This window comes from Kitasatospora sp. SUK 42 (assembly GCF_015776785.2).
Taxonomy (GTDB): domain Bacteria; phylum Actinomycetota; class Actinomycetes; order Streptomycetales; family Streptomycetaceae; genus Kitasatospora.
Window position 1 is genome coordinate 2,138,476 of the sequence record NZ_LFMD02000002.1, and the last position, 17,111, is coordinate 2,155,586.

The 17,111-nt window shown below is 74.6% G+C and carries 13 protein-coding genes; 5 read left to right on the top strand and 8 right to left on the bottom strand.

Annotated features, from left to right (window positions below; all coding sequences use genetic code 11):
* Positions 1-3 precede the first annotated feature (3 nt).
* From RZ50_RS09305 to RZ50_RS09325, 5 genes are read left to right on the top strand one after another with little or no spacing between them, the layout of a single operon-like run.
* Complete coding sequence (locus tag RZ50_RS09305) at positions 4-1,212, top strand: acetyl-CoA carboxylase biotin carboxylase subunit family protein (RefSeq protein ID WP_254802045.1); 1,209 nt, start codon at positions 4-6, stop codon at positions 1,210-1,212.
* Positions 1,209-3,125 (top strand): phenylacetate--CoA ligase family protein, encoded by a 1,917-nt coding sequence (locus RZ50_RS09310; protein WP_308271546.1) that lies wholly within the window; start codon positions 1,209-1,211, stop codon positions 3,123-3,125. Before RZ50_RS09305 ends, RZ50_RS09310 begins: the two co-directional genes overlap by 4 nt.
* Positions 3,125-4,471 (top strand): hypothetical protein, encoded by a 1,347-nt coding sequence (locus RZ50_RS09315; protein WP_217680353.1) that lies wholly within the window; start codon positions 3,125-3,127, stop codon positions 4,469-4,471. Before RZ50_RS09310 ends, RZ50_RS09315 begins: the two co-directional genes overlap by 1 nt.
* A gap of 55 nt (positions 4,472-4,526) precedes the next feature.
* Positions 4,527-5,531 (top strand): NADP-dependent oxidoreductase, encoded by a 1,005-nt coding sequence (locus tag RZ50_RS09320; protein WP_217680355.1) that lies wholly within the window; start codon positions 4,527-4,529, stop codon positions 5,529-5,531.
* A gap of 3 nt (positions 5,532-5,534) precedes the next feature.
* On the top strand, positions 5,535-6,779 hold the full coding sequence (locus RZ50_RS09325) for an MFS transporter (RefSeq protein WP_217680356.1): 1,245 nt from the start codon (positions 5,535-5,537) through the stop codon (positions 6,777-6,779).
* A 57-nt stretch (positions 6,780-6,836) separates the two neighbouring features.
* Here RZ50_RS09325 and RZ50_RS09330 read toward each other — a convergent pair whose 3' ends face one another.
* The 8 genes from RZ50_RS09330 to RZ50_RS09360 all read right to left on the bottom strand — a co-directional run bounded on the left by RZ50_RS09330 (position 6,837) and on the right by RZ50_RS09360 (position 16,845).
* A complete protein-coding gene (locus RZ50_RS09330; protein WP_217680357.1) occupies positions 6,837-7,556 on the bottom strand; it encodes an alpha/beta fold hydrolase in 720 nt (239 codons plus the stop codon).
* A 68-nt stretch (positions 7,557-7,624) separates the two neighbouring features.
* On the bottom strand, positions 7,625-8,371 hold the full coding sequence (locus RZ50_RS09335) for a class I SAM-dependent methyltransferase (RefSeq protein WP_217680358.1): 747 nt from the start codon (positions 8,369-8,371) through the stop codon (positions 7,625-7,627).
* A 4-nt stretch (positions 8,372-8,375) separates the two neighbouring features.
* Complete coding sequence (locus tag RZ50_RS09340; RefSeq protein ID WP_308271547.1) at positions 8,376-9,125, bottom strand: SDR family oxidoreductase; 750 nt, start codon at positions 9,123-9,125, stop codon at positions 8,376-8,378.
* On the bottom strand, positions 9,122-9,991 hold the full coding sequence (locus RZ50_RS28990; RefSeq protein ID WP_254802046.1) for a TauD/TfdA family dioxygenase: 870 nt from the start codon (positions 9,989-9,991) through the stop codon (positions 9,122-9,124). The genes RZ50_RS09340 and RZ50_RS28990 overlap by 4 nt, the downstream gene beginning before the upstream one ends.
* 12 nt (positions 9,992-10,003) lie before the next feature.
* Entirely contained in the window at positions 10,004-11,272 is a 1,269-nt protein-coding gene (locus tag RZ50_RS09345; protein WP_217680360.1) for an aspartate aminotransferase family protein, read from the bottom strand.
* 31 nt (positions 11,273-11,303) lie between these two features.
* Complete coding sequence (locus RZ50_RS09350) at positions 11,304-15,425, bottom strand: AMP-binding protein (protein ID WP_217680361.1); 4,122 nt, start codon at positions 15,423-15,425, stop codon at positions 11,304-11,306.
* The gene (locus RZ50_RS09355; protein WP_196949244.1) at positions 15,422-16,036 is read right to left on the bottom strand and encodes a DUF6309 family protein; all 615 of its coding nucleotides are present in this window, start codon (positions 16,034-16,036) and stop codon (positions 15,422-15,424) included. The genes RZ50_RS09350 and RZ50_RS09355 overlap by 4 nt, the downstream gene beginning before the upstream one ends.
* Positions 16,037-16,047: 11 nt before the next feature.
* The gene (locus RZ50_RS09360; RefSeq protein WP_308271548.1) at positions 16,048-16,845 is read right to left on the bottom strand and encodes a phytanoyl-CoA dioxygenase family protein; all 798 of its coding nucleotides are present in this window, start codon (positions 16,843-16,845) and stop codon (positions 16,048-16,050) included.
* Positions 16,846-17,111: the final 266 nt, after the last annotated feature.

A 17,111-nucleotide genomic window follows, 5' to 3' on the forward strand; every position in this document is an offset into this window, starting at 1 on the left:
GTGATGCATCAGGTCCCGTACCGGAAGATCGGCTACCACCTGGCGATCGACCACGAGGCGCACGACGTCACGTACTTCGGGACGGCCGACTCGATCGCCGAGATCCCGCCGTCGCTGCGGTGCGGGCGCGTGGTGCTCGACGGCCCGGACGGGCTGGCCGAGCAGATCATCGCCCGCACCGACCGGGCCGACGGCTGGGAGCAGGTGCTGGCGCTGTCCGAGTTCGGGATCCTCGAAGCCGCGGCGGTGCGCGAGCACCTCGGCATCCCCGGCCCCGACCGCGCGCGCCTGGAGCTGATCCGCGACAAGGTCGCCATGAAGCGGGCGCTCGTCGAGGCCGACGTGCGCCACCCCCGGTTCGTGGCGGCTCCCCCGGCCTCGGGGCGGCTGCCGTGGACCGGCCGTACGGTCGTCAAGCCGCGGCAGGGCGCCTCCAGCGACGGGGTGACCATCCACGCCACGGCCGAGGAGGCCCTCGCCCACCACCGGGAGCTGCCCGATCCGCTGGAGTACCAGCTGGAGGAGTACATCGAGGGCGAACTCTTCCACGCGGACGGCCTGGTGACTGCCGGGCAGGTGACGGACCTGGTGGTCAGCCGGTACATCGGCAAGCCCGTCGACTTCGCCGCCGGCGCCCCCATCGCCACCGGGCAGCTGCCCGCCGACCCGCGCCACACGGCGTTCACCGAGCGGGTGGTGGAGGCGCTGCGGATCGAGGCCGGCTGCATCCACCTGGAGTTCTTCGAGACCGCCGCCGGGGAGCTGGTCTTCCTGGAGGTCGCGAACCGGCTCGGCGGCGGCGGCATCGTCACCTCCCACCTGCGGCACACCGGAGTCCACCTGGGCCACCACGAGGTCGCGATCCGGCTCGGCCTCCCCCGACCGGCCCCCCTGGCGCCGAGCGGGCGGTACCACGGCTTCGCCATCTTCCCCGGGCACCGGCTGGACCCGTCCCGCCCCTGGCGGACCGAGGTGCCCGAGCGGCTGCGCGACCACCCGGCACTGGACCGGCTGCACCTGCTGGAGGACCCGGGCACCGGGTCCGACGGCGGATCCGCCCGGATCACCTACCAGGAATGGCAGGTCCCCGCCTTCATCGAGGCCTCGCACCCCGATCCCGTCGAACTCGCCCGCTTCCTCGCGGACTGTGCCGGCTCCATCCGCGTGAGCCAGCCCGAGCCCGCCCACACCCCAGGAGGTCCCAGGCCGTGACCGCCACCACCACCCCGGTCCACTCGGCTGCCGGGACGCAGCCGGCGAGCGCCGGGCCGTACCACCCGACCGATCTGCTGCTGGCCGTCGAACACGTCGAGCAGGCGCTGACGCGCGAGCCCGGTTCGCCGGCGGCACGGGCGCTCGTCGACGCCGGCGTCGCCTTCCTGTTCCGCACGGACGAACTGGCCGAAGGGCTCGACGAGCTCTTCGGCGGCGTGAGCCAGTACCCGTGGCGTCCGCTGACGGACAGCGACGACGTGATCGCCTTCTCGCCGGTCGGCACGGTCGTCTTCGACGACTCGGCGCCGGACGCCGCCGAGTCGGCACTGCGCGGCCTGCTGCTGGCCTGGGCGTCCGGCGACGACGTCATCGTCCGGACCGCACGGCCGCAGTGGTGGCGCACGGTCGAGGACCTGCTGCGGGCCCCGGGCTTCCCGCTGCCCGCCCTGCGGACCGCCGAGCCGGGCGAGTCCTTCCCGGACGCCGTCGTGGTCGACGTCCCGCCGCTGCCGGCGGTCGGCGGCGCCACCACGGACGCCGACGTCGACGCCCGGCGCTTCCGGCTCGACTGCACCTCCGGCTGGGCCCAGGGGCTGTCCCGGCGCGAGTACCTGCCGGGCACCACGCTGGCCCAGGCCCGGGCCGCGGCCGCCGACGGGCTGGACGGCCGGGTCGCGGCGCGCCTGCGCTACCTCGTCGAGCGCGCCCGGCGCGCCCCGTACTACCAGGGGCTCGACCTGCCGCGGGTGACGGAGCGCGCCGACCTCCAGCGGCTGCCGATCCTCGACAAGGCGGACCTGGAGCAGCACTCCCTGCCGACCTCGACCGACCTGAACAGCGGCGACCGGCCCAGCGGCGAGGTCCTGCGCAGCGGCGCCACCGCCGGGACCCCCCGGTACATCGTCTACTCGCGCGCCGACTGGACCAACATGATCCGCGAGGCGATCCCGGTGCTGTACGCGCTGGGCCTGCGGCCGGGCGACCGGGTCATCAACACCCTGTTCGGCGGGGAGCTCTACGGCGGACTGGTGACCAGTCAGAACGAGCTCTCCCGGATGCCGGTGGAGACCTACACCGTCGGCGGCCGCGCGAACGCGGACCACATCCTGATGCTGGTGCGCAGCTTCGACGCCAACGCCGTGCTGGGCATGCCCTCCCTGCTGCTGCCGGTGCTGCGGGCCTCCAAGGCCGCCTTCCCCGAGCTGCGGATCGAGAAGGTGCTGTACGGCGGCAGCCCGATGATGGAGACCGACAAGCAGTGGCTCCGCGACGAGCTGGGCGCCAAGGTCGTGGCCAGCATCCTCGCCGCCAACGACGGCGCCCAACTCGGCTACCAGTGCTCCGAGATGAGCGGGACGCTGCACCACGTCTGCGACGACTACAACCTCATCGAGGTGGTGGACGAGCAGGGCGGGCCGCTGCCCGACGGCGAGGTCGGCGAACTGCTGGTGACCAGCCTGCAGAAGCTGGAGGGGCCGCTGATCCGCTACCGGATCGGCGACATCGGCCGCATCTACGAGCACAGCTGCGGCTGCGGCCTGAGCGGCCGGGTGCTGGAGTACCTGGGGCGCTCCGACGGACAGATCAAGGCCCACGCCCAGACCATGCTCTACGGGGACGTCGTGGCCGAGCTGGCCGCCTTCGAGGTCTCCGAGGTGCAGATCGAGATCGCCTCCCGCGACCGGCACGAGTCCATCGTGATCCGGACCGAGTCCACCCGCCCGCTGGATCCGGCGGAGGTGAAGGCGCACCTGGAGTCGAAGTTCAAACTCCTCGGCGGGCAGCAGGAATGGGAGGAGGACGAGTTGCTGTTCCACTTCGCTGTGGAATGCCTCGGCGAGGGCGAGCTGCCGCGCCACCCGGTCAGCGGCAAGGTCCGCGGCGTGATCGACCGGCGGGTGGAGTCGTGATGGCGAAGGAACCGGTGTCCGCGCTGCTCAACGCGGAACTCGCCAGGCCCGGCAGCCCGTTGCAGTCGATCGACCCCCGGCAGCACCCCGTCCTCGCCGACCTGAAGCGCGCCCGGTACCTGAGCCGGCCGCTGGTCTACCCCGAGTCGGAGCTGCGCGCCTTCGGAGCCGATCTGCTCGGCACGGTCGAGTTGCTGACGGCCCTGCCGAAGCGGCTGTTCGACGGCGACGTCGCGCGGACCTGCCAAGCGCTGGGCCTGGACCCGCGCAAGGCCGAGCTGGTCGGGGAGTTCGAGCAGCAGAGCCCGTCGCGCTTCGGCCGGATCGACTCCTACCACGACGGCGAGGCGCTGCGGATCCTGGAGTTCAACGTCGGCGGATCCGTGGGCGGCCAGGAGTGGGTGGAGCCGCTGGCGGACATGTTCTGGGCCAACGACGCCTTCCGCGAGTTCGGGACGGCGCACGGCCTGCACTACCTGAAGCAGACCAAGCTGCTGGCCGAAGCGCTGCGGTCCTCCGCCGCCCCCGTCACCTCGGGCCGCGACCCGGTCATCGCCATGGTCGAGGGCACGGGCGGCCTCGACCTCTACGCCGAGGGCTCGTGGTTCCTGCTGCACCGCCTGCTGGAGGCCGAGGGGCTCGACTGCCGGATCGGCGAGGTCCACGAGCTGGAGGTGACCGCCTCCGAGGTGCGCTTCCAGGGCCGGCGGGTGGACCTCGTGTACCGGCTGTTCGACCTGGACCAGGTCGTCGACGACCCGGACGCCTGGCGCACCACGGTGCGGCTGCGGGATGCTCACCGGTCCGGACAGGTCGCGCTGTGGGCCCCGCTGGAGTGCGATCTGATCGACAACAAGCGGTTCCTGGCGTACCTGTCGGACCCCCGGCTGCGCGGTCACATGTCGCAGGACGAACGGGACATGGTGGACCGGGTGCTGCCGTGGACCCGCGCCCTGGTACCGGGTGCGGCGGGGCTCGACGAGGTGGTCGCGGACTGCCGTGAGCGCCGCGAGCACCTGATCCTCAAGCCCGACGCCGGTTTCGCCAGCCGGGGCATCACCTGCGGCTGGCTGGTCTCCGACGAGCAGTGGGCCGACGCGCTGCGCCGCGGCGCCGCCGAGGGCGCGGTGGCCCAGCAACGGGTCGTCCCCCGCGAGGAGGTGGCGGTGAACGTCGAGACCGGCCTCACGGAGTCCTGGGACGCGTGCCTGGGCCTGTACTGGGTCCCGGGCGGTCTGGGCGGCGGCGGCGGGCGGCTCGTACACTCCGGCGAACCGGCCGACTCCACCGACCGGCGCCTGTCCCCGATGTTCCTGTACCCGGACCAGGACACCGACCGCCACTGAGGCGCCCCGATCCCGCTTCCCACACCCGCCAGCCCCCAACCCCAGGACGGAGACGATGTCTTCCACCTTCCGCGCCGTGCACCAGGTGGCGCGACCCGACGGCGCTCCCGGCGCCGAACACTTCGCCGTCGTGGAGCATCCGCTCCCCGCGGTCGAACCCGGCACCGCCCTGGCGGAGAACATCTACCTGTCCGTCGACCCGTACATGCGCGAGCTCATGGACGAGGAGTGGCCGCTCCACGAACCGCTCGGGTACGGCCGGGCCATCGGCCGCATCGTGCGCTCCGGCGACCCCGACCTCAAGGTGGGCGACCTGGTGGAGCACGGCGGAGGCTGGAGCACGCACTCCCTGATCCGGCACGGCTACGGACGGGTGATCCGGCCCGCGGCCGGCGTGTCGACGGCGACGTACCTGTCGGTGCTCGGCGCGACCGGCCTGACCGCCTACGTGGGCGTCCGCGAGATCCTCCGGGTCCAGTCCGGGGAGGCGGTCTACGTCTCGGCGGCCGCCGGCGCGGTCGGCGGCGTGGCCGGCCAGATCGCGAAGCTGGCCGGCGCCGGGCCCGTGGTCGGCAGCGCCGGCTCGGCGGCGAAGGCCCGTCACGTGGTCGAGCGGCTCGGCTTCGACGCGGCCTTCGACTACCACGACGGGCCCGTGGCCGAACTGCTCGCGAAGGTGGCCCCGAACGGCGTCGACGCGGTGCTGGAGGGCGTGGGCGGCGACCACCTGGAGGCGGCGATCGGCGCCACCCGCGAGTTCGGCCGGATCGCCTGGGTCGGCGCGATCTCCCAGTACAACCACCCCGACCGGCCGCCGTCCGCCCCCCGGAACCTCTACGCCGTCTCGGACCGCAGCATCCACCTGCGCGGCTACCAGGTACGGCACTTCATGCACCTGCGGCAGGAGGCGCAGTCCTGGCTGACGCCCCATCTGCAGGCCGGACGGATCGTCGCCGACGAGCAGATCGTCGAGGGCTTCGACCACGTCGTCGAGGCGTTCCTCGGCGTGATGCGGGGCGACAACACCGGCAAGATGCTCGTCCGCGTCGGGGAGGAGTGACCGATGTTCAAGGCCTTCGCGTCCTATCGAGGACTCCTGGCGCTCCCCGGAGCGCGCACCCTGTTCTTCGTCGGCCTGCTCGCCCGCCTCCCGTTCACGGCGGCCTCGATGGCCCTCGCCCTGCACGTCGTCATCGACCTGGACCGCGGCTACGGCGCGGCGGGGCTCGCGGACCTGATGCTGACCGTCGGCGGGGCCATGGGCGCACCCCTGCTGGGCCGTTCCCTGGACCGCTTCGGCGTGCGCCCGGTGGTGCTGGTCACCGGCGCGGTCGACGCCGTGTTCTGGGTCGGCGCGCCCTACCTCAGCTATCCGTGGCTGCTCGCGGCGTCCCTGGTGGCCGGGTTCATGGGGCTGCCCGTGTTCACGACCATCCGTCGGGCGATCGCCACGCGCATCCCCTCCGAGCACCAGCGGAAGGCGTTCGCCCTCGACGCGATCCTCGTCGAGGTGGTGTTCATGGTCGGACCGTCCATCGCGGTCGGTGCCATCACCATGGTGAACGACGCCACCGCGACGATGACCGGGATCGGCGTGCTCTACCTGGGAGCCGGGCTGCTGCTCACCCGGCTCGCCCCTCCCCTGGAGGCCGGCGGGGCGACGGCCGGCACCAAGGACTCGGCGGCCCCGGAACCGAGCGGGCTCAGCCTCTGGCTCCGCCCCGGCTTCCTGCTGGTCCTGGGCGTCAGCATGGCGGCGAACCTCGTCCTGGCCGGCAGCGAGATCTCGATCACCGCCGTCCTGCGCGACATCGACTCCACCGGGTGGGCCGGGATCTGCGTCGCGATCTGGTGCGCGGCCTCCATGGTGGGCGGGTTCTGGCACGGCGCCACCAGCAAGCCCTGGCGGCTGCCGAGGCTGATGCTGCTGATGGGGCTCACCATCGCCCCCGTCGGGATCATCGGCCACGGGGGCTGGTTCTGGCTCGCCCTCGCCCTGCTCCCCTCGGGCTTCATGTGCGCACCGACCCTCGCCTCGGCCTCCGAGGAGGTCACCCGGGCGGTGCCGGCCTCGGTGGTCGGCCAGGCCGCGGGCCTGCAGGGCTCGGCGATGACCATCGGCGCGGCGATCGGCGCGCCGCTGGCCGGGGCCGTCATCGACCACTCCGCCCCGGCCTGGGGCTTCGCGGTCACCGGCGGCGTCGGGGCGGCCCTGGCGGCCCTGACGATCGGCTACCAGTACTTCGCCCGGCCGAAGCCGGTCAAGGCGGCGGAGGAAGAGGAGGCCGACGCCCCGGCGGCGGTCTGACGCTCCGTCGACGAGGCCGCACCCGCTCGGCGGGTGCGGCCTCGTCGCGTGCGTTTCTCAGGATGCTCCGATCTCCCCCGCGCCCGCGGCGTCGAGCAGGATGCGGGCGAGTTCGCCCGGGCGGGAGAACATCGGCCAGTGGCCGGTGCGCAGTTCGACCAGGCGCCAGTGCTCGCCGGCCGGCAGCTCGGCCAGGTCCTGCGCGGACGGCTCCTCGCCGGCGGGCAGGCACAGGACGTACGTGCCGGGGAGTTCGCCGAGCGGCCTGGTCAGGGCGGCGGGCTCGGTGAGGGTGGCGCCCGGGTGCGGGGTCGAGCCGGCGACGATGCGGGCGATCTGTTCGTCGGTCAGGTCATGGCCCGCGAAGTGGGCGGCGGTCGCGCGCGGCCAGTGGCCGCCGTTGGCGGCGAGCTCCCCGACCAGCTCCCGTCCGCCGTCCGGCCAGCCCTGGGCGAAGGACTCGCCGTCGACCGGGACGGCGGCGTCGACGAGGACGATCCGGGCCAGCCGTTCGCCGATCCGCCCCGCGGCCTGCCCGGCCGGGACGCCCGCGTAGCTGTGGCCGACCAGGACGACCTCGCGCAGGTCCAGGCGCTCGACCTCGGCCACGATGTCCCGGACGTGGGTCTGCTGCCCGGCCGGGGTGCCCCGCTTCTCGGCCAGCCCGGACAGCGTCAACGGGTGCACGCCGTGCCCGGCCGCCCGCAGCCGCGGCGCCACGTCGTCCCAGGCCCAGGCCCCGAGCCGCGCGCCCGCGACCAGTACGAAGTTCACCATGATCGCACCGTAGCGGAGCGGCCGGGCCTCCGTCGTGCGGATATTCCGCTGCCCGGCCGAACGGGGCCTCAGGCGCCGCCCTCCCGGTGGCGCCACCGCACCGGGTCGACGGCGGCCGCCCCGGGTGGGACGGTCCGTGCCCGAGCCCGGTACCGGGCGCAGGAGAGCACCAGCAGCTCGTCGCTGCCGGGCTGGAACTCGTAGGCCACCCGTTCCACCCGGCTCGCGATCCCGAGCCCGCCGAGCTCCTCGCGCAGCCGGTCGAGCCCCGGGTGCCGTTCGCCGGTGTCGTACACCGTGACCGGGAAGATCCGGACCTCGCGCCGTGCCACCCGGGCGAGCTCCAGCAGCCCGGCGCGGAGGAAGTCCTCCCCCAGCCGGTTGCCGTACGAGAACAGCAGGTGCGAGCTGAGCACCAGGTCGAAGGAGCCGTTGTGGAAGGGGAGTTCGGGCAGCTCGCCGGCGATGTAGCGTTCCGGACGGGCGGCGATGTCGGCCCGGAACAGCCGGGCGTTGCCGATCCACTGGCGGGCCAGGTCGTGCGGGTCCGCGTACCAGGACCAGACGAAGTCCTTCGCCTCCCGCACCAGCGTCGGGCACTTGAACCTGGTCTCCAGCTCCACCATCAGGCCCAACTCCTCCCGATGGAAGGCGTATTCGCGGTCCACCGCCACCGCGTCGACCCCCCGCCGCCCGGCCTCGGCGACGAAGCTCGCGGCGCCGGCCGGGCAGTCGAGGATGCGCTGTTCCAGGTCGCGCTCGGTGAGTGCGAACATCGCGCGGTAGTCCGCGAAGGAGCGGGCGCTGACCAGCACCGCCTCACCCCCGCCCGACGAACGGCATGGTGGCCGGCAGCACCACCAGGGACTGGATGACGGTGTCCGGCGGCTGCGAGGCCATCAGCAGCAGGGCCTCGGTGAAGCGCTCCACCGGGATGGTCGCCTCCACCGCCATCGTCCCGTCCGCCTGCATCGCGGCCGGCTGCGGACGGCCGTCCGGTGGGGCGACGTTTCCGACGTCGATCTGCCCGCAGGAGATGCCGTACGGGCGGCCGTCCAGGGCGAGCACCTTGGTGAGGCCGAGGACGGCGTGCTTGGCGGCCGTGTAGGCGGCGGAGTTGGGGCGGGGCACGTGCGCCGAGGGCGCGCCGTTGTTGATGATCCGCCCGCCCTGCGGGGTCTGGGTGCTCATCAGCCGGAAGGCCTCGCGGGCGCAGAGGAAGCTGCCGGTGACGATGGTGTCGAGCACCCGGTTCCAGTCCGCGAACGGGGTCTCGGTGATCGGCCGGCGCGGGGCGGCGGCGCCCGCGTTGTTGAACAGCAGGTCCAGCCGGCCGTACCGGTCGCGGACGGCGTCGAAGAGCCGGGTGACCTCCTCGGGGCTGCGGATGTCGGCCGGTACGGCCAGCACCCGGTCGGGCCCGGCGTCCGCGAGCGCGGCGGTCTCCTCCAGCGCCTCCTTGCGCCGCCCGGCCAGCACCACCGTCCAGCCCGCCGACAGCAGGGCCAGCGAGGAGGCGCGGCCGAGCCCGCTGCCGCCTCCGGTCACCAGCGCGATCCGTCCGTTCACGGCGCCCACGTCTCCCCCTCGTTCAACCAGATCCGCAGCATCCGCCGGGCGTGCGGCCCCGGTTCGTCCACGTACGCGGAACGCCCGTGCAGCACCCTGCTGTTGCGGATGATCAGCAGGTCTCCGGCGGCCATCGGCAGGCCGAAGGCGATCTCCGGCCGGTAGAGCACCTCGTCCAGCACGCCGAGCGCCTCCCATTGACGGTCGGTCAGCGCCGGGCCGCCACGGTCCGGGGAGGAGCGGACGGTGCGGGTCTGGTAGTAGCAGCCGATCGTCCCGTCCCTCCGGGAGTAGAGGATCGGGGTGACCACGACCTGGGGGCCCGCCCGGCCGGTCCGGTCGAAGGTCCACTCCTCGCGGAGGGTGGCCAGTGCGTCCGGCCGTTCCAGCCCGATCAGGTCGTGCACGTGACGGGCGCTCGCCAGCTTGGTCAACCCGCCGCCGTGGTAGGCGGGTTGGAGACAGAGCAGGACGAGGAGGTCGCAGGTGTCGCAGTGGAAGCCCAGTTCGGTGTTGCCGTCGCCGTCCTGGTCCCGCAGCACCGAGGTGAGGTCGCCGCGCCCGTTCTGCGGCACGATCCGGCCGTAGTCCCGCAGCAGGAGGGAGAGCGCCTCGGTGATCTCCTTCTCCGGCAGGGCCGGGTCCATCAGGTTGCCGACATGGGTGAGCCCGACCGAGCCGGCGCTCTCCCGGACGAAGGCGCGCAGCCGTTCGCGGACCGGCGCGGCCGCGGCCCAGCGCCCGGCGTGGGCGCCGGCCCACAGCTCCTGCCGCTCGCGGTCCGTCAGCGCCAGCGACCACAGCTCCCGCCGGGCCTCCAACTCCAGGCTGCTCCAGCCGATTTCGGTCACCGTGTGCTCGTTCATCCGCCTCTCCCCCTACCGGGCCCCGGCCGCGACGGCCTTCGACCAGAGCGCCAGCGCCTCGTCGACCTGCCCGGCCGTGACGACCAGCGCGGGGATCATCCGGACGACGTTGAGGTGGACCCCACAGAGCAGGAGCAGCAGGCCGAGGTCGGCCGCCGCCTGCTGGACCCGCCGGGCGGCCTCCGGGTCCGGCGAGCCGTCCGGCCGGCAGAACTCGCTGGCCGCCATCAGCCCCAGGCCCCTGACGTCGCCGATGGCGGGCGCCCCGGCGGCCACCGTCCGCAGGCCGTCGAGCAGCCGGGCTCCCTGTTCGGCGGCGTTCTCGACCAGCCGTTCCTCGCGCAGCACGTCCAGCGTGGCCAGGGCGGCGGCGCAGGCCACCGGGTTGCCGCCGTAGGTGCCGCCCTGCGAGCCGGGCCAGGCGCGTTGCATCAGCCCGGTCGGCGCGGCGATCGCGGACAGCGGGAAGCCGCTGGCCAGGCCCTTGGCGGTGATCAGCACATCGGGCCGCACGCCCTCCTCGTACTGGTGGGCCCAGAAGCGGCCGGTCCGCCCGAAGCCGGTCTGCACCTCGTCCAAGACCAGCAGGATGCCGTGCCGGTCGGCGCGCTCGCGCAGTCCGGCGAGGAAGCCGGGCGGGGCGGGGACGTAACCGCCCTCGCCGAGCACCGGTTCGACGAACATCGCCGCGGTTTCGGCGGGCGCGGAGACGGTGGCCAGCACCTCGTCCAGCCCGCGCAGGGCGTACGCCACCGCCTCGTCCTCGGAGAGGCCCAGCGAGAGCCGCAGCCGGAAGGCGGCCGGGAACGGCGCCACCGCGACCCCGGGCGCCAACGGGCCGATGCCGGCCCGGTAGCGCGTCCCGGCGGTGGTGAGCGAGGCCGCGCCCATGGTGCGGCCGTGGAAGGAGCCCTCGAAGACGATCACGTTCTGCCGCCCGGTGGCGTGCCGGGCCAGCCGCAGCGCGGCCTCCACGGCCTCGGTGCCGGCGGTGGCGTAGAACAGCGAGTCCAGGCCGGCCGGCAGCACCTCGCCGAGCCGTTCGGTGAGGGTGAGCAGCTGGTCGTGCAGGACGGTGGTGTACTGCCCGTGGAGCAGCCGGCCGGCCTGTTCGCGGACGGCCTCGACCACCCTGGGGTGGCAGTGGCCGGTGCTGGTCACCCCCACGCCGGAGGTGAAGTCGAGGTAGCGGCGGCCGTCGGCGTCGTAGAGGTGGAGGCCTTCGCCGCGTACGGCGACGACGGGGGTGGCCTGCTTGAGCACCGGGGAGAGCTGGGACACGAGTCTGCCTTTCGCCATCGGTTGGATCGGGTCAGCGGGGCGGCAGGTAGCCGGCCTCGGCGGCCCAGGTGAGCGCGGCCGACCACCACTGCGGGGTGGGTTCGGTGAAGCGGACGCCGAGCCGGTCGAGCACGGCGTTGGTGCGGGCGCTGTCCACCCGGACGTTGCGTTCCTGCTGCTGGGCCCAGGCGGCGGCCAGCCGGGCGGCCGTCGGGTGCCGCCGCTCGGCCCGGGCGAGGGCGGCCGCGAAGGTCTCCTCGTCGGTGAGCCGGACGCGGTGGCCGTGCGCGGCCAGCCAGCCGACGAGCAGGTCGTGCGGGGTCTCGTACGGGGTCTCGACGTGGTAGGCGCCGGGCGCGGCGTGCGGGTCGAGGGCGATCGCGGCGATCCCGGCGGCCACCGTGTCCACGTGCGAGAACGCGAAGGCGGTGTCCGGGCGGCTGGGGGCGGCGCCGGCCAGCAGGTAGCCGCGGACGAGCTGGTAGATCCGGTTGTCGCCGATGTTGGCCTGGAAGGCGCCGGTGCGGCTGTGCGCCGCGATGTGGCCGCTGCGGTGCAGGTAGGCGGCGTGCCCGGTGGCCGCCCAGGCGCGGACGGCCTGTTCGGCGCGGTACTTGGTGCGCTCGTACGGGGTGCGGAAGTGCTGCCCGATCCACAGGTCGGCCTCGCTGAAGCGGCGCGGCGGGCCGTCGACCTCGCCGGAGACGGCGAGCGTGGAGACGTGGTGGAGGCGGGCCGCCGGGGCGTGTTCGTCGATCCAGTCGAGCAGTCGGCGCACGGCGGTGAGGTTGGTGCGCTCCAGCGCGTCGGGCGGGGCGACCAGTCGGACGTCCGCCGCCGCGTGCACGACGATGCCGACGCCCCGGGCCTGCCGCAGCCCGGCCGGGGAGAGGCCGAGGCCGTCCCGGTCGATGTCCCCGGCGACGACCCGGGCCCGTCCGGCCGTCAGCCGTTCCGCGGCCCGGGCGTCGTCCGCGGCCCGCACCAGGCAGGTGACCTCGGCGCCGCGCCGCCGGAAGGCGTCCAGCAGGTGCCGCCCGAGGTAGCCGGTGGCGCCGGTGAGCAGCACCCGGGCCGGTTCCCGGACGGTCGCCCGGGCGGTGAGCGGCACCCGCGCGTGCAGCAGCTGCCCGGAGGTGGACAGCGGCGCCCGGACGGGCCGTTCGGCGTCCGGCCCGGCGACGGCCTCGGCGAAGCGGGCGGCGATCCGTTCGGCGTCGGGGTGCGGCACGCCGGGTCGGCCGTAGACCAGGTCGGCGACCAGCCGCTGCTCCACCACCCGTGCGGTGAGCCGGAGTCGGTACAGCGGGTCGCCGCCGGCGCAGCGGGCCTGGCCCGCCTGTTCGTCGGCGACGGTCCAGTCCAGTGCGGGTTCCTCGGGCAGCCGGAAGGTGCCGAGGAAGTTGAAGCCGACGGCCGGGCGGTCGCCGGGCGCGTCCATCGGCCGGACGGGCGCCTCACGCAGCCGTCGCGCGACCACGGCCGGCTCGGCGGGGGTGTCCAGTTCGACGTGCTTGACGGCGGTGAACCAGCCGACGGTGTCGAGGAATTCGCCCGGGTCGCCGGTGGCGTCCCGGCCGTGGGTCTCCACCTCGACCGCGAGCCGGGGCTCGCCCTGCCACTCGCCGACGGCTCCGGCGAAGGCGGCGAGCAGCGCCGCCTCCAGCCCGGCGCCGCCGCCGTACCGGCCGATCAGTCGGGCGGTGGCGGTGGCGTCCAGCGCCCAGCTGAGCGCGGCCGGTCGGCTCCGCTCCACGGGTTCGGCGGCGGTGGCGGCGGGAGGGGCGGGAGGGGTGGGTGGGGTGGCGGCCGCCCACCGGTAGAAGTCGGCGGTCGGCGGCAGCTCTGCGGGCTTCCGGTCGAGCGCCGCCCGGTAGGCGTGGGCCAGGTCGTCGAGCAGGATCCGCCAGGACAGCCCGTCGACGACCAGGTGATGGGCGATCAGCGCGAGCCGGTCGTCGGTGCCGGGCGGGCCGGAGAACAGGTGGGCGCGCAGCAGCCGCCCGGCCGACGGGTCCAGACTGCGGTGCAGTTCGGTGCAGACCCCGGCGATCGTCCCGGCGATCGCGTCCGCCGCGCGCGGGATGCGGGAGTACGAGACCGGGTCGAGCCCGGCCGCCGCCCGGGGCTGGCCGTAGCCGTCCGGGGAGAGCGGGCGGCGCAGCGCCGGGTGGCGTTCCAGGACGGCGGTGACGGCGGCGGAGAGGGCGGCCGGGTCGACGGCGGTGCGGCAGCGCAGCAGCACCGACTGGTTCCAGTGCCGTGGGTCGGCGAGGGACTTCTGCCGGTAGAACCAGCGCTGGGCCGGGGCGAGTCGTCCGCTTCCGCCGCCGCTCCGGGGGGCCGGGAGCGGGGTGGCGGCGGGCACCGCGGCGCGGGCCAGGGCGGCCGCGGTCGGGTGCCGGTAGAAGTCCTCGTAGGCGACCCGTCGGCCCGAGCGGCGCAGGAAGGCGATGGTGCGCATGGCGAGGATGGAGTCCCCGCCGAGGCCCAGGACGTCGGCCCGCGGCCCGATGGCGGGCAGTCCGAGCGCGCCGGCCCAGAACCGGGCGATCTCCCCGACCAGACCGTCCTCGGCCGGGCCTTCCGCCGTCGGCTCCGCGCGGGCCTCGACCAGTTCGGCCACCAGTTCGCCCAGCCGCCGCCGGTCCAGCTTGCCGTTCGGCCCGACGGGGAACTCGGGCAGCACCAGGATCGGCTGCGGCACGGAGTAGCCGGGCAGCCGGTCGCGCAGGAACTCGGCCAGGCCGTCGATCCTCGCACCCTCCAGCAGCCGTACGGCACCCATCAGTTGGCCGCCGAGCCCGGTCTCGCGCAGCAGCGCCGCCGAGCGGGCGACGCCCGGGTGGCCGTCCATGGCCCGCTCGACCTCGGCGAGGTCGACCCGGTAGCCGCGGACCTTGACCTGGCGGTCCACCCGGCCGAGGAAGACGAGGTCGCCGTCCGCCCGCCGGCGGCACAGGTCGCCGGTGCGGTACATCGGCCGGCCGTCGTGCCGGACGAAGCTGCGGGCGGTCTCGGCCGGTCGGCCGTAGTACCCGGCGCTGACGCCCCGCCCGCCGATCAGCAGCTCCCCCGCCGTGCCGTCCGGCACCTCCCGCCCCTCGGCGTCCAGCAGGGTGAGCAGAACCTCGCCGATCCCGCTGCCGATCGGTACGGTCGGCTCCCCGGCGGGCAGTTGACGGGCGTCGGTGGCCAGGAAGCAGGTGGCGCCGACGGTGGTCTCGGTCGGTCCGTAGTGGTTGGCCAGCCGCTCGGTGACGCCGCCGTCGAGCAGGGCGGCGGCGAGCGGGCGGGGCAGGGCCTCGCCGCCGAGCAGCAGGGTGTGCAGCGGCGGGGTGCCGTCGGGGCGGCCGTCCAGCAGGGCGGTCAGGTGCGAGGGGGTGGTCTTGAGGGTGTCGACCCCGGCGCGGCGCAGCGAGGCCCAGAAGGCCTCGGGGTCGCGCACCTGGCGGTCGGGGACGACGTGCACCGAGCCGCCGGTGGCCAGGGCGAGCAGCCAGGCGGTGTGGCCGAGGTCGGCGGCCAGGGTGGTGACGTGTGCGAGGCGGGGCGGGTCGGCCTCGGTGCGTCCGAGCCGTTCGGCCAGCGCGTGCGCGTAGTGCAGGGCGTTGGCGTGGGTGACGGCCACCGCCTTGGGTTCGCCGCTGGATCCGGAGGTGAAGGACAGGTAGGCGAGGTCCTCGCCCGCCGGCCCGAAGCCCGCCGGCTCGAAGCCCGCCGGCTCGGCGCCGGAGTCGGCCTCACCGCCGGCGCCGGCCTCCAGGTCCACCGCCTCGCCGCCGAGCCCGGCCTCGGTGGCGAGCACCCGCCCGACCCGGACGGCCGCCAGCCGCCGGGCGAGGTCGGCCGCCGACCAGTCCGGGTCGGCCAGCACGGCCGCCGCGCCGGAGCGCAGCACCCCGTGCAGCAGCACCAGCATCCGGGCGTCCCGGGGGCCGAGCAGGGCGACGCGGTCGCCGCGCCCGGTGCCGTCGGCGTTCAGCCGGGCGGCGATCCGCCCGGCTGCGGCGTCGAGCGTGCGGTAGTCGAGGGCTCGGACGCCGTCGGTGAGGGCGGGCCGGTCGGGGTGGGCCCGGGCGAGGCCCGACAGGAGCGCGCTCAGCGAGCCGGTGGCGGGCGTGGCACGGAGGTGTCGCGTCGCGGCGGTCACGCCGGCTCGTCCCCCGCCCGGACCACCCGTTCCGGCGGCTCCGCCCTGCCGCCGCGTCCCGGCCGCACCGACAGCCCCGCCCCGGCGAGGACCCCGGGGTCGCCCACCAGGTAGCCGTCCAGCACGGCCCGTCCGGGCAGCCGCCCGGCCAACTCCCAGGCCAGCATGCGGTGCAGTCCGTCGATGTGGATCAGCCCCTCCCGGACCAGCAGGTCCCCGTAGTCGGGGTGGTCGACCGGCCCGGTGCTGAGGAAGAGCGGGGTGAACGGCGCCCAACGCAGCAGCCGCAGCTTCGCCGCGCAGACCGGATTGGCCGCGGCCCAGGCGGTGCCGCCGGAGCGGATGCGGTCGGCCGCCTGGCCGACGGTCAGCCCGGAGCGCGGGACGAGTTCGAGCTCGCCGCCCTCGCTGAGGTGCCAGGGCAGGACGACGCCGAGGACGTCGGCCCGGGAGAGCCGCACCCGCCACCAGCCGCCGGGGATCCGGTCGGCGCGGTCGAGGTTCTCCTCGCCGTACATGTTGCTGTTCGCCTCGTGGGCCCGCCCGACCGGGTGGTCCCGCAGGAAGGCGTCGTGGACCTCGGGGTAGGCGACGGCGGTGACGATCTCCACGGCAGTGCTCCTCAGACGGTTCCGGTGTACTCGGTGAAGTGGCGCTCCGCGAACAGTTCGGGCCACCGGCGGTCGGCCAGGTCCAGTTCGCGGGCCCGGGCGAGCATCCGCCGCCAGTAGGGCTTCACCGGGCGCCAGCGCGCTCCCACCTGGCAGTAGGAGGCGTCGACGAAGTAGCGGGGTCTGCCCGGCCCGTCGGCCGCCGGTCTGCGGGCGTGGAACAGCGCCGAGTTGAGCAGCACGGTCGAGCCGGGCGGCAGCCGGTCGATCACCACCTCGCCGGGCAGCTCGGCGGTGCCGTGGCGGGCGTAGGCGCTCTTGCCGGCGGCGTGCCGGTGCGAACCGGGCAGCACGGCCAGGCTGCCGACCTTCTCGTCCAGGCCGCCGAGGTAGTGCAGCGCGTGGACCATCAGCAGGGACGGGTCGGCCCGGTCGTTGGGCTCGTAGTCGTGGTGCCAGGCCTTGCCGGGGATGTCCGGGGCGTGGCGGTCGCTGTGCAGGTGGTGGAAGACGAAGGACGGCCCGATCAGCCCGGTCAGCGCCCGCAGCAGCGGCGGGTGGGTGAGCAGTTCGCCGTGGGCGGGGAGTTCCAGCTCCAGCAGCGGGGGCGGGCCGTACCGGTCCGGGTCGGTGCAGGCGGCGATCGAGCGGGCCCGCAGGCCCTCGTCCACCCAGCGGTCGACCTCGGGGGCGAGGCGCTCGCGCAGGGCTTCCGGCAGCAGCCCGGGCAGTATCAGGTAGCCGGATTCCAGGAACTGGCGGCGGTGCTCGGTGTCGAGGGCCTCACGCCCTCCGGAGTGCGGGGTCACCGAACCGACCCCCTCCTTCCGTTCGACGGGACGCACAACGGGACTCGGTACGGGACACGGCACGGGGCGCGGTAGGGGCGGGAAGGCACACGGCTTCGTCCAGACCTCGGGTGGCGGCGGTGTCGCCTGTCATCGCCACGGACGGCTGAATCCGTGATCACCTGAATGCACGATGATCACCAAGCGAAGTAAGTTGATCACACAAAGTGATCCGCCTCAGGAGTATGAACCGGCCTTCGCGTCCACGACAAGACCAATGCCAACCC